This window comes from Rhodoferax sp. LB1P47 (assembly GCF_056521445.1).
In genome coordinates this window covers 22,446-42,212 of sequence record NZ_JBWMAU010000015.1, presented here as the reverse complement: position 1 = coordinate 42,212, position 19,767 = coordinate 22,446, and the positions used below count along the sequence as shown (strand labels likewise).

At 63.6% G+C, this 19,767-nt stretch carries 16 protein-coding genes, 1 other RNA gene and 1 pseudogene; 5 read left to right on the top strand and 13 right to left on the bottom strand.

What is annotated here, in order from left to right; genetic code table 11:
• Nucleotides 1-6: 6 nt before the first annotated feature.
• A complete protein-coding gene (locus AC0969_RS15830) occupies nucleotides 7-783 on the bottom strand; it encodes a methyltransferase domain-containing protein (RefSeq protein ID WP_479625110.1) in 777 nt (258 codons plus the stop codon).
• On the opposite strand from AC0969_RS15830, the gene gloB reads away from it, so the two are divergent.
• Nucleotides 782-1,549: a hydroxyacylglutathione hydrolase gene (gene gloB / locus AC0969_RS15825; RefSeq protein ID WP_479625109.1), complete on the top strand. Its 768-nt coding sequence runs from the start codon at nucleotides 782-784 to the stop codon at nucleotides 1,547-1,549. The genes AC0969_RS15830 and gloB overlap by 2 nt on opposite strands.
• A complete protein-coding gene (locus AC0969_RS15820) occupies nucleotides 1,549-3,120 on the top strand; it encodes a transglycosylase SLT domain-containing protein (protein ID WP_479625108.1) in 1,572 nt (523 codons plus the stop codon). Before gloB ends, AC0969_RS15820 begins: the two co-directional genes overlap by 1 nt.
• Nucleotides 3,121-3,135: 15 nt before the next feature.
• Here AC0969_RS15820 and AC0969_RS15815 read toward each other — a convergent pair whose 3' ends face one another.
• The 9 genes and pseudogenes from AC0969_RS15815 to AC0969_RS15775 form a co-directional block, all read right to left on the bottom strand.
• The gene (locus AC0969_RS15815) at nucleotides 3,136-4,179 is read right to left on the bottom strand and encodes an ABC transporter substrate-binding protein (RefSeq protein WP_479625107.1); all 1,044 of its coding nucleotides are present in this window, start codon (nucleotides 4,177-4,179) and stop codon (nucleotides 3,136-3,138) included.
• 94 nt (nucleotides 4,180-4,273) lie between these two features.
• Nucleotides 4,274-4,864, bottom strand: a complete 591-nt coding sequence (recR, locus tag AC0969_RS15810; RefSeq protein WP_479625106.1) for a recombination mediator RecR — start codon at nucleotides 4,862-4,864, stop codon at nucleotides 4,274-4,276.
• Between the two features lie 87 nt (nucleotides 4,865-4,951).
• Nucleotides 4,952-5,284, bottom strand: coding sequence for a YbaB/EbfC family nucleoid-associated protein (locus AC0969_RS15805; RefSeq protein ID WP_479625105.1), 333 nt, complete (start codon nucleotides 5,282-5,284; stop codon nucleotides 4,952-4,954).
• Between the two features lie 26 nt (nucleotides 5,285-5,310).
• Entirely contained in the window at nucleotides 5,311-7,056 is a 1,746-nt protein-coding gene (gene dnaX, locus AC0969_RS15800; RefSeq protein ID WP_479625104.1) for a DNA polymerase III subunit gamma/tau, read from the bottom strand.
• Nucleotides 7,057-7,098: 42 nt separating this feature from the next.
• Nucleotides 7,099-7,209: an MOFRL family protein gene (locus tag AC0969_RS15795; RefSeq protein ID WP_479625162.1), complete on the bottom strand. Its 111-nt coding sequence runs from the start codon at nucleotides 7,207-7,209 to the stop codon at nucleotides 7,099-7,101.
• 21 nt (nucleotides 7,210-7,230) lie between these two features.
• A pseudogene (locus AC0969_RS15790) lies at nucleotides 7,231-7,624 on the bottom strand (DUF4147 domain-containing protein); the annotation flags it as partial.
• A gap of 108 nt (nucleotides 7,625-7,732) precedes the next feature.
• Nucleotides 7,733-9,067: a glucarate dehydratase gene (gene gudD, locus AC0969_RS15785; RefSeq protein ID WP_479625103.1), complete on the bottom strand. Its 1,335-nt coding sequence runs from the start codon at nucleotides 9,065-9,067 to the stop codon at nucleotides 7,733-7,735.
• A gap of 28 nt (nucleotides 9,068-9,095) precedes the next feature.
• Nucleotides 9,096-10,058 carry a Bug family tripartite tricarboxylate transporter substrate binding protein gene (locus AC0969_RS15780; RefSeq protein ID WP_479625102.1) on the bottom strand — a complete coding sequence of 321 codons (963 nt, stop codon included), beginning with the start codon at nucleotides 10,056-10,058 and terminating at the stop codon, nucleotides 9,096-9,098.
• Nucleotides 10,059-10,140: 82 nt separating this feature from the next.
• Nucleotides 10,141-11,169, bottom strand: a complete 1,029-nt coding sequence (locus AC0969_RS15775) for a LacI family DNA-binding transcriptional regulator (protein ID WP_479625101.1) — start codon at nucleotides 11,167-11,169, stop codon at nucleotides 10,141-10,143.
• A 45-nt stretch (nucleotides 11,170-11,214) separates the two neighbouring features.
• Between AC0969_RS15775 and ffs the strand changes: the two genes are divergently transcribed.
• From ffs to AC0969_RS15760, 3 genes are all read left to right on the top strand, one after another.
• An RNA gene (gene ffs, locus AC0969_RS15770) (signal recognition particle sRNA small type) lies at nucleotides 11,215-11,310 on the top strand.
• A gap of 356 nt (nucleotides 11,311-11,666) precedes the next feature.
• Nucleotides 11,667-11,882, top strand: a complete 216-nt coding sequence (locus AC0969_RS15765; RefSeq protein ID WP_479625161.1) for a type II toxin-antitoxin system RelE/ParE family toxin — start codon at nucleotides 11,667-11,669, stop codon at nucleotides 11,880-11,882.
• Nucleotides 11,879-12,235 (top strand): addiction module antidote protein, encoded by a 357-nt coding sequence (locus tag AC0969_RS15760; RefSeq protein ID WP_479625100.1) that lies wholly within the window; start codon nucleotides 11,879-11,881, stop codon nucleotides 12,233-12,235. The genes AC0969_RS15765 and AC0969_RS15760 overlap by 4 nt, the downstream gene beginning before the upstream one ends.
• Nucleotides 12,236-12,259: 24 nt before the next feature.
• Here AC0969_RS15760 and AC0969_RS15755 read toward each other — a convergent pair whose 3' ends face one another.
• The 3 genes from AC0969_RS15755 to AC0969_RS15745 all read right to left on the bottom strand — a co-directional run bounded on the left by AC0969_RS15755 (nucleotide 12,260) and on the right by AC0969_RS15745 (nucleotide 19,562).
• On the bottom strand, nucleotides 12,260-15,976 hold the full coding sequence (locus tag AC0969_RS15755) for a hypothetical protein (RefSeq protein WP_479625099.1): 3,717 nt from the start codon (nucleotides 15,974-15,976) through the stop codon (nucleotides 12,260-12,262).
• A gap of 194 nt (nucleotides 15,977-16,170) precedes the next feature.
• On the bottom strand, nucleotides 16,171-18,279 hold the full coding sequence (locus AC0969_RS15750; protein WP_479625098.1) for a peptidase domain-containing ABC transporter: 2,109 nt from the start codon (nucleotides 18,277-18,279) through the stop codon (nucleotides 16,171-16,173).
• The gene (locus tag AC0969_RS15745; RefSeq protein WP_479625097.1) at nucleotides 18,276-19,562 is read right to left on the bottom strand and encodes an HlyD family secretion protein; all 1,287 of its coding nucleotides are present in this window, start codon (nucleotides 19,560-19,562) and stop codon (nucleotides 18,276-18,278) included. The genes AC0969_RS15750 and AC0969_RS15745 overlap by 4 nt, the downstream gene beginning before the upstream one ends.
• Nucleotides 19,563-19,767 lie beyond the last annotated feature (205 nt).

Here is a 19,767-nt window from a genome sequence, read left to right as displayed (position 1 = left end):
GAGAGATTACGCATCCCGGTGCGTATCCCGGCTGGCACGCTTCTGGGCCACCGGAACCGGCGCGTTCGCCAGGGCTTTGGAAGCCTTCCAGGGCGGCCCCAACAAACGCATACCGCGCACCCGTTTGACAGCAACCACAAAGTACACCGAACCCAAAATCGGCCAGGTACGCTCCCCAATGGGGTCCATCCAGGCAAACCGTTGCAACCAGGCGGCACTGCGCACGGCGGGTCGATAACAACCAAACTGCACCGATTCGACCTCAAAACCAAGCAAACGCAGCCAATCCCGCAAGCGCCAATAGCCGATCATGTCGCCCAGTTCGGGCAAATACCGCTCGCCCAGGCCAAAACGGTCGGCCAGCCGGGCACGCTGCTGGCGTATTCCCCACAGACTCAAGGGATTCAGGCCCGAGATGACCACCCGGCCTTCAGGCACCAACACGCGCTCCACCTCGCGCAGGGTGGCGTGGGGGTCGGGGCTGAGTTCCAGCGCGTGGGGTAGCAAAAGCAAATCAAGGCTGTTTTCTGAGAACGGCAGGGCCGCAAAGTCGCACGCAAAGCTAGGCGCAAAAGCGGGCGTGGCGGGTGTATGCATGGCCAGCCAGCGGTGCGGCATGCGGTTATTCTGCAAGCCCGGCAACTCTGGCAACCCGAGCTGGAGCGCGTGGTAGCCAAACATATCTGCCACGGCGGCGTCGAAACGGCTGCGCTCCCAGTCCAGCAGATACCGGCCCGGCGGGGTCTGTAGCCAATCATGCAAACCTATAATTCGATCGCCCATGAACTTGCTTGCCCTGCCTGCTTTTGCCGATAACTACATCTGGATGGTGCACGATGGACAGCGTGCGCTGGTGGTGGACCCGGGCGATGCAGAGCCGGTGTTTCACGCGCTGCAACACCACGGTTTGCAGCTGGAAGCCATTTTAGTCACCCACCACCACGCCGACCATGTGCGCGGCGTGGACGCATTGCGCGAAGCCACCGGGGCCGCCGTGTACGGTCCGGCCCGTGAACGCATCCCCGCGCCGCTGCACCCACTCCGCCAGGGCGACCGCATCGCCGCGCTGGGCATTGCGTTTGAGGTGCTCGACGTGCCGGGCCACACCGCCGGGCACATTGCCTACTTTGCGCCCGACTGGATGGGCGCACCCCTGCTGTTTTGCGGCGACACCCTGTTTTCAGGCGGCTGTGGGCGCTTGTTTGAAGGCACGCCCGCGCAAATGCTGGCATCTTTGAGCGCCTTGGCCGCCCTGCCCGGTAACACCCGGGTATGCTGCACCCACGAATACACCCTGGGCAACCTTAAATTTGCCTGCATGGTGGAACCAGACAACGCCGCACTGGCTCAATACCAGACCGAGTGCGTCGCCAAGCGTGAGGCCGGTGTGCCAACGCTGCCAAGCAGCATCGCACTGGAGCTTCAAATCAACCCCTTTTTGCGCACCCGCGAAGTGGCCGTTCAACAAGCGGCCCACGCGTTCGATGCATCCACCCTCGACGAAGCCAGCGTTTTAGGCGCACTTCGCACCTGGAAAAACCAGTTTTAATGAAATTTATCCACTTTGCCAGTCTGTCCGCCCTGTTGTGGCTTACAGGCTGCGCCACCGTCGGGCCCCAGCCCGGTGCGGTGGCCCCCACCGATCTGCCGCCAACACTGCCCACACCCGTACTCCAGCCCGCACAGCCACCGCACACTGCGGTGTACCCGCGTGGCACGCTACAGCCCATCACCGCCGCCGAAGCCGCTTCACGCGGTGTGGCGCAACTCAAAGCACCCGCCGACCTGTGGGAGCGCATCCGCCGGGGCTTTGCCATGCCCAACCTGCAAAGCGATCTGGTGCTGGACCGCGAGCAGTGGTACGCCACCCGCCCGGACTACATCCAGCGTATGACCGAACGCTCCAGCAAATACCTGTTCCACGTGGTGGAAGAGCTGGAGCGCCGGGGCATGCCGACCGAACTGGCCCTGCTGCCCTATATCGAGAGCGCCTTCAACCCGCAGGCTGTCTCCAGCGCCAAGGCCGCAGGCATGTGGCAATTTATGCCCGCCACCGGCAATTACTTCGAGCTAAAGCAAAACATCTTCCGCGACGACCGGCGTGACGTACTGGCCTCGACCCGCGCCGCCCTGGACTACCTGCAAAAGCTCTACGGCATGTTTGGCGACTGGCAACTTGCACTGGCGGCCTACAACTGGGGCGAAGGCAGCGTCAGCCGGGCCATTGCCCGCAACCAAAAGGCCGGGCTGGGCATTACCTATTCCGAGCTCAACATGCCCAATGAGACCCGGCTGTACGTGCCCAAGCTGCAAGCGGTAAAGAACATCATCGCCAACCCCGACATGTTCCGCACCGAGCTGCCGCTGATTGAAAACCACCCCTACTTCCAAAGTGTGGACATCTCGCGTGACATCGACGTGGCGCTGGCCGCCAAGCTGGCCAATGTGAAGCTGGACGACTTCAAGGCACTCAACCCCTCTGCCCACCGCAATGTGATCCTGGCCGCAGGCACGCCGCAAATCTTGCTGCCCTGGGACAACGCCACCGTCTTTACCCGCAACTTCGATGCCTACACCCAAGGCCAGTACGCCAGCTGGACCGCCTGGACCGCGCCCAGCACCATGAGCGTGAGCGCCGCCGCACAGCAGGTGGGCATGAGCGAATACGACCTGCGCAGCGTCAACAACATCCCGCCGCGCATGCTGATCAAGGCCGGCTCGGCCCTCATCGTGCCGCGCTCGGCCAGCATGCGCGACGTCAGTGGGCATGTGGCCGACAACGCGCAACTCAGCCTGTCCCCCGAGATCGTGAACCGCAAAACCTCGGTCAAGGCAGGCAAGCGCGACACTGTCGCCAGCATCGCCAAGCGTTTTGGGGTCAGCGCCAGCGACGTGGCCGACTGGAACGACACCAAGGCCAGCGCCGTCTTGAAAGCTGGGCAGCAAGTGGTGCTGTATTTACCGGTACGCATCGCCCAAGCCCGCAGCACCGAGCGCGCCAGTGCGCCGACCAGCGCACGAAAAAAGGGGCAACCGACGCTCCCCGCCAAGGCCAGTGCAAGCAGCAAAACGGTGAAACCCGTAAAAACTGTTGCCCCTAGCCAAAAGAAAAAACCCTAAGAACCTGCCAGCAAATCAGGCTCGGTAGCGTTCTTTGGCCCGCCGGGCAAAATCATTGGTATAGGTTTTAGCCAGGTCGATTTTGGCTGTCTTGACGACGGAGTCAAAACGGCCCAAGGCCGTCAGGGCCGTTTTAGGGCCCTCTTCGGGCACCAAGCCATCGGGTGAAATGGCCTCGCGGGCCTTGTTGAAGGCGGCCAGATAGGCGGCACGGTCGCCCAGAAAATAGCTCTCGGGCACGATTTTGACAATGTCGCTCGGCCCGGCGGTTTGCAGCCATTTCAGTGCGTGCACGATGGCGTTTGCCAGCGCCTGCACAGTGCGGGGGTTTTTTTGAACAAATGCCAAGGGGGCATACAGGCAGGCGGAAGGCATGCTGCCGCCAAACAGGTCTAGCGTCCCCTTGAGCGTGCGGGTGTCCGTGACGATTTTGATCTCGCCCTTTTGTTCCAGCATGCCCATCACCGGGTCGGTGTTGCAAAGGGCATCAATCTGGCCCGAGCGTAAGGCCCACAAAGCACCTCCGGCAGAACCCACGCTGACAAACTGGGCCTCGCCAAGCCCGACACCGGCACGCGCTAACACCACATTGGCGACCATGTGCGAGGGGGCATTCAACGCCGCCACGCCAATTGTTTTACCCCGAAGATCGGCCACCCCTCGGTACTCCGGCAGGTTGCGAATAGACACGCCGAAGGCAATTTGTGGTGCCCTGCCCTGCAACACAAACGACTGGTACAGCGGCCCCCTGGGCTGGCTGTAGATGGTGTTTTCAAATGGCCCGGCAAAAATATCGGCCGCACTACCCGGCAAGATGAGGGGTGAACGGGCCCCACCGATCGAGTCGCTGATCTCCAGCTCCAGCCCCTCGGCCTTGAAATAGCCCAACTGGTCGGCAATCGTTAACGGCAGGTGGTAGAGCGCCGCCTCGCCATCCACTGCCAACGCCAAACGGGGTTTTTCCAGCTTATTCTGGGCCCGTGTGGATGTCGCTATACCACCAGCGGCGACAAGGGCCGCCGCCATAAAGGAGCGGCGTGGAAGTGGGTAGGTAGACATGCGGGTGGACTTTGCCGCAGCTTAAGGCTCATGCATTTGTTACACATTGGGAACATCCCCGTGCGGGTTTGTCCGTAACACCTTGACCTACGGGTTAACGCCTATCCACAAATGCATGGGCGATGGTGCCCAAATCGACATATTCCAGCTCGCTGCCCACCGGCACGCCGCGTGCCAGTCGCGTGACCTGTAAGCCCCGCGCCTTGAGGGCTACGCTGATGACGTGGGCCGTGGCCTCGCCCTCGGCGGTGAAATTGGTGGCCAAAATCACCTCTTGCACCACGCCGTTGCTGGCGCGGTCGATGAGTTTTTGCAGACCGATGTCTTTGGGCCCCACCCCGTCCAGCGGGCTGATCTTGCCCATCAGCACAAAGTACAAACCCTTGAAGGCCGCCGTGCGCTCCACCGCCGACTGGTCGGCCGGGTTTTCCACCACGCACAGCTTGGACGCGTCCCGCGTTTCGTCCTGGCAGGTGTCGCAGATGGCCTCTTCGGTAAAGGTATGGCACAGCGTGCAGTGCTTGACGTTGCCCGCCGCCTGCGCCAAGGCCTGTGAAAGCATCTGCGCGCCCTCGCGGTCGTGCTGGAGCAGGTGAAACGCCATGCGCGAGGCCGACTTCACCCCCACGCCAGGCAAACGGCGCAAACCCTGGATCAGGGCGTTCAAGGCACTGGAATCAGACATGCAGCACCTGCACGCAGGATGCTACATTTTTAATAGCTACCTCCGCACGTTCTATATGCGCTAGCGGCCTAAAAAGCATAAATATGATTAGAAGGGGAATTTCATGCCACCGGGCAGGCCGGGCATGCCAGCCGTCAACTTGCCCATTTTTGCCTGGCTGGCATCTTCTGCCTTGCGCACTGCGTCATTGAAAGCGGCGGCGACCAGGTCTTCCAGCATGTCTTTGTCATCGGCCAGCAGGCTGGGGTCGATGGTGATGCGCTTCACGTCGTGCTTGCAGGTCATCAGCACCTTGACCAAGCCTGCGCCGGATTCACCGGTGACTTCGATGAAAGCCAGTTCGTCCTGGGCTTTTTTCATGTTGTCTTGCATCGACTGGGCCTGCTTCATGAGGCCGGCGAGTTGTCCTTTATTGAACATGGTTTTTCCTAGTTAAGTAATTGAAATTAAAGGGGTTTTAGCGTACCGGGCACGATCTTCGCACCAAAATCTCGCATCAGGGATTGCACCAGCGGATCGCCCAGGACGATCTCTTCGGCGATGCGTTGTTTTTCATTCGCTGCCGCCGCATTGCGCTTGGCCGGGCTGTCGGCCACGCTGCCAATTTCGATGTCCAGCGTGGCGTTGGGGGTTACCGTCTCCAGGGCCACGCGCAGGCGCTCGCGGCTCATGGGCTGGCTCAGGGATTCGCGCTCGATGCGCAGCCGCCAATGGCTGCCGTCCACCGCCACCAGTTGCGACTGCAAAGCCAGTTCGCGCACCAGCCCGCCCACGGCATCTGCCGCCACCAGTTGCTGCACCGTGGCGTGCCAGTAGTCGCCATCTACCGTGTGCACGGGGGGCGTGGCAACCGGAACGGGGCGGGCTTGCAGGCGTTCGCTGGGTTCGGCCTGCACGCGCACGGGCAATACCTGCACGGTGGGCTGGGCAGGCACAGGGGCGGCGACAGGAGCAGGTACAGGTACTGCAATGGCTGGCGGCGCAGCCTGGGGCGCTAGGGGCTTGGCAGCCGCAACCGGCGCAGGCAGCGGTAAAGCCGCCCGAATGGGTTCATTCAGAGTTTTTTTTTCAGCCGACTGGCGCACCGCGCTGCCGGGCTTGAAGGCCAGCAGGCGCAGCAGCACCATCGTCAAGGCGGCGTACTCATCAGGCGCCAGGCCCAGTTCGGCACGGCCATGCAGGCACAGGCTGTAGAGCAACTGGGTTTCGTCGGCGGGCATGGCTGTGGCCAAACGGGCGGTATCGGCGGCCTCGGGGTCGGTCTCATCCACGGGCATGCCGGGCACGGCCTGGAGCACGGCCATGCGTTGCAGCACGTTGGTCATCTCTTCCAGCGTGGAGGCGGCGCTCAGGCCGTTCAGGCGCAGGGCCTCGGCGGTATCCACCACGGTTTTTCCGTCGCCCTGGGCCAGCGCGTCGATCAGGCGGAACACGTAGCTGCGGTCCACGCTGCCCAGCATCTGGCGCACGGTGGCCTCAACCAATTGGCCATTGCCAAAAGCAATGGCTTGGTCCGTCAAGGACAAGCCATCGCGCATCGAGCCCCGTGCGGCGCGCGACAGCAGGCGCAGCGCCCCGGTATCGGCCGGCACGCCCTCGGTGGCCAGCACCTGGGTCAGGTGCGACAGCACGGTTTCCGGGGCCATAGGGCGCAGGTTGAATTGCAGGCAGCGCGACAACACGGTGACCGGCACTTTTTGCGGGTCGGTGGTGGCCAGCACAAACTTCAGATACTCGGGTGGCTCTTCCAGGGTTTTCAGCATCGCGTTGAACGCGGTGTTGGTCAGCATGTGCACTTCGTCGATCATGAAGACCTTGAAGCGGCCCTGCACCGGCTTGTACACCGCCTGCTCCAGCAGGGCCTGCACTTCGTCCACCCCCCGGTTGGAGGCGGCATCCAGCTCGGTGTAATCGACAAACCGGCCACTATCAATAGCAGAGCATGCTGCGCAGACTCCACAAGGGCTGGCGGTGATTCCACCTGTGCCATCTACGCCCTGGCAGTTGAGCGATTTGGCCAGAATGCGCGACACGGTGGTTTTGCCCACGCCGCGCGTACCCGTGAACAGATACGCATGGTGCAGGCGCTGGGTGGTCAGGGCGTTGCTGAGGGCTTGCACCACGTGCTCCTGCCCCACCATTTCAGAGAAATTACGCGGACGGTACTTGCGGGCGAGCACGAGATAAGACATACGGGGATTCTAAAGGGCTGGACGGCCCCTTTTGGGGCGGGGCTAGCCCTCGATCAGGATCGCCCGAAAGTCGTTTACGTTGGTTAAGGTCGGCCCGGTTACCACCGAGTCGCCCAGCGCCTGGAAGAAGCTGTGCGTGTCGTTGTTGTCCAGGCTGTTGCGCGGGTTGGTGCCCAGCCGCCCGCCTTTGAGGCTGGAGAGGTGGCGACGCACGCAGTTCATCTCGGAAATGCTGGCTCCGCTGTGCAGCAGCGCGGTGTTGTCGGCCAGCTTGTCGGCCAGCGTCAGACCGGTCACCCGCTGGCGGATGCGCTCTGCCGCTTGCAGCCCGGCGGCATCTGGCACCGGGTGGGCGGCCTGCACAATTTCAATCCGCTGGCACGGCAGCTCGTAGCCGTAGCGGTGATGACCAGGCCCTCCAGCGGGCCGCTCCAGTGGTTTTCCAGCGCCCGCGCCATTGCGGCCGAGGCTTTGCCCGCGCGATGGCGATGGTGCGGCCAGTGGGAGTGCTTGGCGGCGGCGGCAGGCACAACGCGGGCTGGGCGGCGGCTACGACTGCGTCGAACATGCGGCGCAGAAGTGCATTAAAGTCGTGTATTTGCTTCTTATTTCATAGCTGTAGCCGCATATTCCATATGCGCTACAGGCTATTTTTACTTAAAAACTCCAGACAAGCTCAACGGTCGAGCGCGGGCCGTTTGGGGTCGAACTTCCAGCCGGGGATCAGGCTTTGCATGGCCATTGCGTCGTCGCGTGCGCCCAGGCCGTGCTGTTTGTAGAGCTGGTGGGCTTTTTCGACTTCGGCCATGTCCAGTTCCACACCCAGGCCGGGCTTTTTGGGCACCTGCACCATGCCGCCCTGGATTTGCAGCGGCTCTTTGGTCAGGCGCTGGCCGTCTTGCCAGATCCAGTGGGTGTCGATGGCGGTAACACGGCCCGGCGCAGCAGCCCCCACGTGGGTGAACATGGCCAGCGACACATCAAAGTGGTTGTTGGAGTGCGAGCCCCAGGTCAGGCCCCAGTCGCGGCAGGTCTGCGCCACCCGCACCGAGCCCGCCATGGTCCAAAAATGCGGGTCGGCCAGCGGAATATCGACCGACTGCAAAGACAGCGCATGGCTGAGTTGGCGCCAGTCGGTGGCGACCATGTTGGTGGCCGTGGGCAGGCCGGTGGCACGGCGGAACTCGGCCATCACCTCGCGGCCCGAGAAGCCGTCTTCGGCACCGCACGGGTCTTCGGCATAGGCCACCACGCCGCGCATGTCGCGCATCAAACGGATTGCGTCTTTCAACAGCCAGCCGCCGTTCGGGTCCAATGTGACGCGGGCCTCGGGGAAACGGGCATGCAGCGCGTGCATGGATTCGATCTCTGCCTCGCCGCGCAGCACGCCGCCCTTGAGCTTGAAGTCGTTGAAGCCATAGCGCTCGCGGGCGGCCTCCGCCAGCCGCACCACGGATTCGGGGGTCATCGCGGCCTCGTGGCGCAGGCGGAACCAGTCGTTGTCGGCACCAGGGTCGGTGGCGTAAGGCAAGTCGGTTTGGGTGCGGTCGCCCACGTAGAACAAATAGCCCAGCATCTCTACCGCGTCGCGCTGCTGGCCCTCGCCCAGCAAGGCGGCCACCGGCACGTCGAGGTGCTGGCCCAGCAAATCCAGCAAAGCGGATTCGATGGCGGTGACGGCGTGGATGGTGGTGCGCAAATCGAATGTTTGCAGCCCGCGCCCGCCGGTATCGCGGTCGGCAAACTGCTGTTGCACCTGTTGCAACACCCGCTGGTGGGAGCCGATGGGCTGGCCGACCACCAAGGCGGCGGCATCTTCCAGCGTTTGGCGGATTTTTTCGCCACCGGGCACTTCGCCCACGCCGGTGCGGCCAGCGCTGTCGGTCAGGACCAGCAGGTTGCGGGTAAAAAACGGGCTGTGCGCGCCGCTGAGGTTGAGCAGCATGCTGTCGCGGCCGGCCACTGGAATAGCGCGCAGAGCAGTGATGACGGGGGTGGAATGGGTGGTCATGGAATGTGCTTTCGAAATGGGGATGGGCTTAGTCGGCGGTAATCTTGCCAGCCTCGATCACGCGCTTCCAACGGGCAAACTCGCTGGCCTGGAAGACGGCAAACTGCTCTGGCGTGTTGGCGATGGTTTCAAACCCCAGCGCACCAAACTGCTGCTTGATGACCGGATCGGCCAGCGCGGCCACGATGGCGGCGTGCAGCTTGCTGCGCACATCGGCAGGCAAACCCTTGGGTGCGACCACCGCCTGCCAAGAGTAGACCTCGACGTTTTTCACGCCCCCCTCGGCCATAGTGGGCACCTCGGGCAACACTTCAGAGCGCTTGGCGCTGGTGACGGCCAGGGCGCGCAGCTTGCCACCCTTGATCTGCGACAGCACCGCATTGATGTTCTGGAACGACGCATCCACCTGCCCGCCCAGCAGGTCTGATATTGCCGGTGCGCCGCCCTTGTACGGAATGTGCAGGCCGCTGGTACCGGTTTGCTGCCAGAACAGCTCCACGGTGAGGTGGTCACTGGAGCCGTTGCCCGAGGAGGCAAAGGTCATCTTGCCGGGGTTGGCCTTTTGGAAGGCCACTACATCGGCCAGCGATTTATGCGGCGAATTGGCGGGCACCACCAGCACATTGGGGGCCTGTACCGCCACGGTGATGGTGTCAAAGTCTTTCAACGCGTCGTATTGCACGCCCTTGATCAGGTGCGGGGCAATTGCCAGAGGGCCCAGCGAGGTCACCAGCAAGGTGTAGCCATCGGGCAGCGCACGTTTGACAAAGGTGGCGCCAATGGTGCCGGTGGCTCCGGCCTTGTTGTCCACGATGACGGTTTGCTTGAACTTCTCGGTGAGCCGGGGGCTCAAGGCACGGGCCACCGAGTCGGTGGAACCGCCTGCCGGGAACGGCACCACCAGGGTGACGGTTTTCTCGGGCCATGCTTGGGCATAGGCACCTACCGTGGCGGCCAGACCGAGGAATGCAGATGCGAGTAATTTTTTCATACGGACATGGGTGAAAGTAAAGTCATATGGTAGCGCTACCAAGCCCCCAAAACAAGGTCCAAAAACTAGGGGTAAACACGGGTCAGGCGCTCTCGCGCTGGATAATGGAGAAGCCGATATCCACCACCGGTTGCGCCACGGGCCGGCCTTCAATCCGGTCCACCAGGTACTGCGCGGCGGTGCGGCCAATGGCCTGGGCATCGATATGCACGGTGGTCAAGGCCGGGTGCAGGTCGGCAGCAAAGGCAAGGTCTCCAAAGCCCACCACCGCCAACTGCTGCGGCACCGCAACCCCGCGTGCCTGCGCCTCGGTGACCACGCCCAGCGCCAGCAGGTCAGAGCTACAAAACACCGCATCCAGATCGGGCACGCTGCCCAGCAGCTCCGCCAAGGCGGTGCGGCCACTACGCATGGTGGTGGGTGCAGGCACCGACACCACTGTGACCGGGCGTAAACCCGCTGCCAGTGCGGCCGCCTGGAAAGCCGCATGGCGGCGCATTGAGCGCTCGTCGTCCCCGGCCACCACGGCCAGGCGGGTGTGGCCCCTGGAAATCAAAAATGCCACCACCGCCTGCCCCACTGCCTCGTGCGAAAAGCCCACCAGCATGTCCAGTGGCGTAGGCGTGTAGTCCCAGGTTTCCACCACCGGAATACCTGCCGCCAGCAGGCGCTTGCGCCCCTCGGGCGAATGCAGAATGCCGGTCAACACAATGCCGTCTGGGCGGCGGCCCAGGATGGCATCGAGCAGCGCGTCTTCGCGCGAATCGGCATAGCCGCTCTGGCCCAAAATCAGCTGGTAGCCACAGGCATCCAGCGCTTCGGTCAGCGACTGCACCGTTTGCAAAAACACCGGCCCCGAGATGGTGGGCACCACCGCCGCCACCAACCGGCTGCGCGCCGATGCCAGTCCGCCCGCCAAACGGTTGGGCACGTAGCCGGTCTGCGCAACCGCCTCGGAAACCTTGCGCAACACCTCGGGCGACACCTGCCCCGGCGTATTCAGCGCCCGCGACGCGGTGATGGGGGCCACCCCGGCCAGCTTGGCGACCGCGTGCAAAGTAACAGCACCGCTGCCCCGGCGGGCGCGTTTTGTAGGGGTGACAGGATTCATCGCCCGATTCTAGGAGCCCACGCATCCTCGCTTACAATTCGCCCTGACGGACCTTCCCGCATGGTGAAGCGGCCAACCGGGTCAGGTGGGGAACCAAGCAGCCCTAACTGTGGAGCCAGTGCCGGGGTAAGGTTCGTCAACTAATTCACCAAAAAGTCAATGCTGACTCGGACTTAGGCTACTACGCCAGCCCCAGCATCTCGACTGTGTACTTTGACTGTGCACCTACAGCCCCCGCCTAGAGTCCGCCAATAAACCAACAGAGCGCGGATATCAATCGGCATACAGGTGTCCATTGGATACTCGCGCCGCCTCACTCTGTCGTTGAACACCTGCCTGGCCCGCGCTGGCCTTACGCGCCGCCTGTAACTTATAATCCACAAAATATTTGAACTTCAAGACTATCTGGCCAAGGATGGACATGATCCTTATGCACAGTGGTTGATGAAGTTACCGACAGGCAAGCCAGAGCCCGGGTGGTGGTGCGCGTCAACCGCATGGCCGCTGGAAACTTTGGCGACTGCAAGCCCGTAGGTGATGGAGTCTGGGAACTGCGCATAGATTGGGGGCCAGGCTACCGGGTGTACTACGCACAAGCAGGCAAGCGATTGATCTTGCTGCTGATGGGTGGAGACAAACGCAAGCAACAGGCGGACATTACCGCAGCACTCAGCTACTGGACAGACTGGCAACAGCGAAGGAAGACCCCATGACGACCACGCAAGCAACCCCCAAGGCCCCCATCAGCCGCTCAAACGATGCCATGATGGTCGAAATGCTCAAGGAAGACCCCGAGTTTGCCAATGAATATTTAGCCGCAGCGTTAGATGAAGCGGATGCACCCGATGGACAGGCGGCACTCTTGACCGCCCTACGCCATATTGCAGAGGCCCAAGGCATGGCGGCTGTAGCTGAAAGGGCAGGCATCCCCCGTGAGAGCCTCTACCGCGCCTTATCTCCCCGTGGGAATCCCACCATCAAGACCCTGCTGGCGGTACTGGCGGCGGCAGGGCTGCACCTGGGTGTGACCCGGTCAACGATGCCAGGGCAGGCAGTTACGCGGTAGCACCAAGGCCTCTCCCCCAAAAAATCACTCGTCCACTTGCGCCATAGCTATCGCTAGCGCGGGGCCGACGTTGTCTTGGCCGCGCTCGGCATTTTTGCTGGCGATGGACGGTAGCCACAGTTCGATCACGCCGGGGGTGGCTTTCAGGGCTTCGGGCAGGTTGCGTATCCATAGCTGGTCGGGGGCACCGGGCAGCACCCAGGGGGCACCGAGGTACTGCGACAAGGCTTTGGCGCAGGCTTGGCTGTGCGTTGGCGCACCCGGGGCCGTGGAATTGACCCGGTCGTGCAGCACAAAGGTGGGCTTGGGCCAGGGTTCGGGGCGGCGCTGCTGGCGCAGGTCGGCGCGGCGCACCACGTTTTCTACCGGGGCCACCTGCACGGTTGCGCTGACCTGCAGGTTCAAGGTGTCGCGCAGCAGATTGGCTGCCGCCAAAGACACCGGGTCGTAGACCTGGATGTACAGCGTGGTTTTGCCGGTGCAGGCCTGCGCTACGGCTTGGGCCTTGGGATCGGGCGCAGCAGAGGGCGTGGGCGGCACCGGTTGCACCGGCGGCGGCGCATAGCCCGGCCCGGGGCTGGGTGGGGCCACCGACAGGTTGAACAAGGCCATCGCGCCCAGTGCATCCCATTTTTTGGCCAGGGCAGTTTGCAAATTTTGGCTGGCGCGGGCCTGGTCTGTGGGGCTGGCACCGTTGACCCAGTAGCCCATAGCGCTGCTGAGGATGGTGGGCTTTTTGACCAGGTTGCACAGGTCTTGCACGCGCTGCTGGACGGCGTTGCTACAGACCAAATAGTTTTCCAGCCGGGCGCACTGGCCGGTGATTTGCTCCACCAGCCGCTCCACGCCCGAGGCATCGACCCGGCGCATGGCGGGGCTGTCGCGGCGGCCCATCAGGTCTTCGGTCTGGGTCAGCATGTGTTGGGGCAGCTTGGGGCAGGCTTCTTCCAGGGTGTCGAGCTTTTCCGACACCTTGGTGTAGAGCTGGCTGGTGTCGCTTTGCAGGTCGGTGCTTTTGCGCTGCAACTGGTCTTGCACCTGCCACAGGGACACCACCAGCGTGCCCGAAGCCCCCAGGCCCAGTGTGGTGCCGATGGCGGTGGCCCGCACGCCGCGCCGCCACAGGGGTTCAGCCCCTTGGTTGGCCGCCGTTTTGATGCCACTGAGCCGCGCCGCCACCTGGATGCCGTGGTGCGCCGGGCTGCGCCAGCCGGGCAGCAGGGACAGCCAGTCGTCGGTCAGCGCGCGGCCAAAGTCCTCGCCCAGGCGGTGGTAGCTTTCCCACTGGGCTTCGTCAAACGACTGGTCGGCGGTGGATTCGTGTGGAAAGCTGGGGTGCTTTTGTTTGTAGGCCAGCAGGTCTACGTCTAGCGCGTCGTGCATGTTGGGTTTGACCACCAGAAGCGTGCCCTCGGGGCGGTGCGGGTTGCCGCCGGGGCCAGGGCGGGCCCGGTAACGGATGCGGGCCAGCAGCACACCCCGGCAAGAGTGGTTGTCTTGCATGTCTTCGGGCGACAGCACGGTGACCTCGCGGCGCTCGTGGCTGAACAGCCGGGTCAGCACCCGCGTGGCCTCGGCGTGGCTGTAGAAGTCAATCTCGGCGCCGAAGTCGATGCGGGCCTTGCGAACCAGGTTTTCCAGGTCGCCAAACTCGTAATCGGCATCGCAACTGGCATCGGACAGGATGATGAAGTCCAGCTCGCGCTTGAGCAGGGCGTAGACCCCGGTGTTCTCAAAATGCCCGCCGTCGGACAAGTACCACCAGGGCCGCTCCATGCCGTAGAAAGTAGCCAGCGCCTCGTTGACCAGCATCATCGGTTTGGGGCACCAGCGCCAGCCAAACCGACTGCCCCACTTCAAGGCCGGGCTGACCACCGGGGCACGCATCCAGTGCCCCAGGCGCACGCCCAGCAGGTACAGCAGCAGCGCCAGCCCGCGCGAGGTGTAGGCCCCGGCACCGGGCGATGCCGCCGCGCCCGACACCGCCACCCAGCGGCCCAGGGTGCCCGCATCCTGGTCGCCGTGCAGGGAGATAAATTTATCGGGCCCCACCTCAAAGCCGCGCCAACTGGCGGTCACGGCAGCGCCTTTGCGGTCGGCGTTGTACAGGCCGCTGCGGTAGTCGCGGGTCTGGTTCAGGCAGGTGTTGACCAGGTGGATGGGGCCGCCTTGCCGCTCTGGGGCGTAGCTGCTCAGATGCTGGTCGTCGCCCTCCATCACCTTGGTTACGTCTGAGCGCGGCAGGTCCGGCTGGTCCATATGCCGCTTTGTGTTGCCTGCGGCCAGATAGGCCCTGGACAAGCGGGCGCGGTAAAAGCTGTGCAAAGACGAGGTGTTGGCCATTTGCGCGTTGGCCGCCGTCAGGCCCAGCCAGGTCAACCCGGCCAGCAGCAGCAGCCCGGCCCGCAGCAACGCAGGCACATCCACAAACACCCCGAACGGGTTGAGCGAAAACACAAACCATTGCACCAGCACCAACCAACCCAGACCCAGAAACAGACACACCAGCAGGCTGGCGATATTGACCAGCCGGGGCGCCCAGTCCTGCCCTTGCTTGCTGGTCTCGGCGGCCATTTGTTGCAGCGGCTGGACCAGGTTGCGCAGCACCAGCAGCACAAAGCCGCCCGCGCCCAGCCCGCCCCAGAGCCACGACGGCGTGCCGCCATGCGGGTCGTCCAAGGCGGCCAGCCACTCACCCAGCAGCCACCAGCTCACCAGGTCCAACACGCCACAGGCCAGCAGCAGCAGCGCCACCACCAGTACCCCGCGCAGCCAGCCGGTCAGGGTATTGCGGATTTGCGCCACCATCAGCGAATGCGCATCGGTGGGCCAGCGCCACTGCCACCACTGCACGCCCGCGTAGCCCACGGTCAGCGACAGCATGCCCAGCGCGCAGGCATTCAGCCAGCCCGGCCCGTCGCGCACCGCCTGCACCAGGCCCAGCGTCAAGAGGCTGCCCCACAACAGCACCGTACACAGCCCGGCCACCAGCACAAACAAGGCATCGCGCAGGCCGATACGGTGGCGCACCCGGCTCTTGTCGCCCCCTGCATCGCGCGCGGCCCAGTACCCGGCGATCAGGCCCGGCACGCTGGCCACCGCCACGCTCAACGCCAGCACCCACCACGGCGTATGCCAGGCCGCCCAGCCGCCCAGCACCTGCCAGCGGTGCTGCACCAGGTGGGGGGCCACTACCAGCAGGCCCAGAAAGATGCAGGCAAACATCAGCTCGGTATGGATCGCCAGCCAGGCCCGCAGGTAGGTGGCGATGGCCGTGCCGGTGTCGCGCGAGCCCGACGGGTTCAGGTAGCGGCCATTGCGGCGCAGCCAGCCCAGCACCGGCGAGGCGCTGTCGGCCATCAGCGCCTGCGCCTTCTGGATGCCGTAGCTATCGACCAGCCGCCCCCACATGGCCCCGATGTAGCCACCGCCCGACACGGTGGACATATAGTCCAGCCGCCCCAGCAGGCCATCGCGGGCCAAGCCGCACGGCGGGCTGCCACCGGCGCAGCGGTTTTGTGCCAACCCGCGCATCAGCCCCAGCGCAAAGGTGGCGCTGCGCACCCCGCCGCCCGACAAGGCCAGGCCGACCCGGGGCAGATCGCGCTCGCTGGCATCGGCCGCGCAGGGTGTGCCGTCGGGCTTGGCCTGTTCCAGCACCCGCCGCCTGCGCGCGGCCAGGGCCTCTTTTTCAGCGGCGCGGAGCAACTCGAAACTGTCGGGTGGCGGAGCGGGGTGCATGGCGTTTTCCTGGAAAAACCGAAGTGAAAACATTCTGGCCCTGCCTGCCCCGCCACGCATCCCCCCAATGCATTACAAATTTGCGCGGGTAATTGCTATATTTTTAATAGCTACTTACGCATGTTTTATATGCGCTAGAGGCCTAAAACACCATATATACCCACCCCCTCCTGTTGGGTGCAAATTGATGTCCGTCACGCCCCCAGCACCACCACCCGCCCCATCGCCGCAATGGTTTGCGGACGGTGGGCGATGACGATGCGGGTCATCTCCAGCTGCTGGATGGCCTGGTTCACCAGGCTCTCCGTCTCGGTATCCAGGTGGCTGGTGGCCTCGTCCAGCAGCAAAATCTGGGGCTGTTTGTAGAGTGCCCGCGCCAGTACCACCCGCTGGCGTTGCCCGCCCGACAAGGCACTGCCCATGTCGCCCACCAAGGTGTTGTAGCCCATAGGCATGCGCACAATGGCACTGTGTACCGCCGCCATCTGGGCCACGGCCTCGATGCGCGCATGGTTGATCTGCGGGTCAAACAAGGCGATGTTTTCGGCTACCGACCCGGCAAACAGGCGGTCGTCTTGCATCACCACGCCAACCATGTCGCGGTATGCCTGCAAGCCCAGTTGCTTGAGCGGCACACCGCCCACCAGCACCTCGCCCTCCTCCGGCTTTAGCTGGCCCAGCATGATTTTGAGCAGCGTGGTTTTGCCGCAGCCCGACGGCCCGGTAATGGCCACCGACTCGCCCGCTGCAATCAACAGGTTGAGGTCTTTCAGCACCCAGGGCTCGTCTGCGGCATAGCGAAAGCGCACGTTGCGCAGTTCGATGGAGGCGGGCAGACCGCCGGGACCATCTGCCTGTTCCTGTCCCCGGTACGCATCCACCCCCAAACGCGGCTCGGGCCGGGTCAGCACAATGTCGGCCAGCCGCTCGGTTTGCAGGCCCAGCATTTTGAAAGCCAGCGCCTGGTCTACCAAGGCCATCGCCCGGCCCACAAACTGCCCTTTGTAGGCCAAAAACGCCACCAGCATGCCCACCGACAAGCGCCCCTCTAGCGCCAGTTGCGCACCCAGGTACAGCACCGCCGCGTTCTCCAGCGTCACCAGCACCCCATTCAGGGCGTTGAACGACACGGTTTGCCGCTGCACCGCCAAACCGGCGTTGGTGCTTTCTACGGCCAGGTTCATGTAGCGGCGCAGGCGGTCTGGCTCGCGGTTAAACAGCTTCAGCACCTGCACCCCGCGAATGCTCTCCATAAAGTAGCTTTGCTGGCGGGCCGACCGCACAATTTGCTCGCCGCTGGCCTGGCGCAGCACACCGTAACGCAGCACCCGCACCAGCGCGTACACCAGCACCGCCGCCCCCGCCACGGCAGACAACAGCGGGCTGTAGACCAGCATCACGCCCAGCGTCACCACCGCCATGATGCCGTCAATCACCGCGCCCACCATGCCCGCCGTCAGGGTTTGTTGCAGGCTGTTGATGCTGCCAAAGCGCGACACCACATCGCCCAGGTGGCGCTTCTCAAACCACAGCATGGGCAGGCGCAACAGGTGGGCAAAGGTGTTGCTCACCCATTGCAGGTTCAGCGTGGTGGTCAGGTGCATCAGCACCCAGGCCCGCACCCAGCCCGCTGCCACCTGAAAGCAGCCCACCAGCACCAGGCCCGCCACCAGCACGGCCAGCAAATCGGCATCGCCCGATACCAGTACGTCGTCAATCACCCATTGCGAAAAGAACGGCAATACCAGGCCAAACACCTCCAGCGCCGCCGCCAGCGCAAACACCTGCACCAGCGACCGGCCCAGGCCCTGCACCTTGTCCAGCATTGCGCCCAAGCGCAGTTGTTGGCGTTCTGTTTTAGGCCGAAACGCCACGCCCGGCGTGAGCTCTAGCGCCACCCCGGTAAACGAACGGCTGGCCTCATCAAACCCCAGGCTGCGCTGGCCACGGGCCGGGTCCAGGATGTCAATGCGCTCCCGCCCCACCCGTTGCAGCACCACAAAGTGCTTCAAGTCCCAGTGCAGGATGCAGGGCAGGCTTAACTTGTCCAAGGCGTGCAACTCCAGCCGCACCGGGCGGGTGTGCAACCCCAAGGCCGCCGCAATCTTCATCAACTGCGCCAGCGTGGCCCCTTTGAGCGACACCGCATGCTGGGCCCGCAGGCTGGCCAGGTCCGTGCGGTAGCCGTGGTAGCCCGCCACCATCGCCAACGATGCCAGCCCGCACTCGGTGGCCTCGGTCTGCAAAATCAGCTGGAGCTTGCGGGTGAAGCCGAATTGCAGGCGGTCGAACCAGCCGCTCACAGCAAATTGCCCGAGATCGAAAACACCGGTTCAAACACCCATTCCAGCAGGGTGCGGGTGTCTAAAACCAGGTTCGCATCAAAGCCCATGCCCGACTGCAAGGGCTCCTCGCGGCCATAGGCGGTGACGGTTTTTTTGGGCAGCGACAGGCTGGCGATGTAGTACAGCTCACCCGGCGCATTGGCGGGCGAAGGAGCGGGTGGATAAGGCAAATCGCTGCCCACCACCGCCACCCTGGAGAGTTTGACCACCTGCGCCGCCTGGCTGCCAAATTTTTGGTACGGAAACGCCTGGAACTGCAATAGCGCTTTTGAGCCCACCCGCACAAAACCGGCAGCCCGCGCAGGCAGGTACACATCGGCCTGCAACTCGGAGCCGGCCGGAATCAGGTTCAGCACCGGCTGCCCGGCCCCCACCAGCTTGCCTACGTCGGTCAGGATGGCGGTGACCACCCCGGCCTGCGGGGCTTTGAGCAAGAGCTCGCGGCGGGATTCGTTTTCGATGCCGTCTTGCGCCAAGCTGGCCAGATTACGCTGAACGGCAGCCAGCTCATTGGCCAGCTTGGGCGGCAAGGCGGCAAGGTCGGCCTGGGTCGTGCCCACCTCGCGCAGCAGGCTGGTGCGGCTGCGGCGGATGGACTCCAGCGCCGCCAGCTCGGTCAAACCGTCTTGCTCTTTTTGCTGCAAGGCCATTTCAGACAAAAATTTCTCGGCAAATAGCTTGCGCTGGTTGACCAGCATTTGCTCAGTGAGCGCCAAGCGTTTTTGCTGTAGCACCAGCGCCGCATCCACCTGGGCCAGCTCGGCATGCAGATTGGCCAGCCGGGCGGTCAGCGCCTTGCCTTGCTGGGCGTACAGGTCTTGGGTTTTTAGCGCGTCTTGCTGCAACGAGGCGCGGCGCAGGGCCAATTGCTTTTCCACCTCGGCAGAAGCACCACCCGCTGCCGTGGCGCGCTCGGAATTCAGCACCGCCAGCACATCGCCCGCTGCCACGCTCTGCCCCTCATGCACAGCCATGCGCACCACGATGCCCGCCTGTGCCGGGGTGACTTTGATAACCCCGGTGTTGGGCACGATGGTGCCGCTCGCCCGGATTTTTCGGGTGTACTCCCCCCACACCAGGTAGGCCAGCAGGCTCACCGCCAACACCGCAAAGCCCAGCGCCAGCACGGCGTGCGACACCGGTTTGCTCAACACCAGCTCACCCAGCCACGCGTCTTGCCGGGCGGTGAAGACTTCTTGGCGGAAGAGTTTGGAGGCGATGGGGGGTGGGTTTTCGGACATAGGTTTGACTGGAATGGCTCAACGTTATTTGTGGCGCTTGCCTAGTTTTTCTTTAACCCATTGCCAGCAGAGTTGGCCGTAGGGACTTGCACCGAATACCACGGCGGTAACAGCAGGTAGGTCGTTCCACTGAGGCATGGACTGCCCTGTGGCGCAATAGTGGCTCAACATAAAAGGCAACTCACAAACTAGGAGTAAAATAATT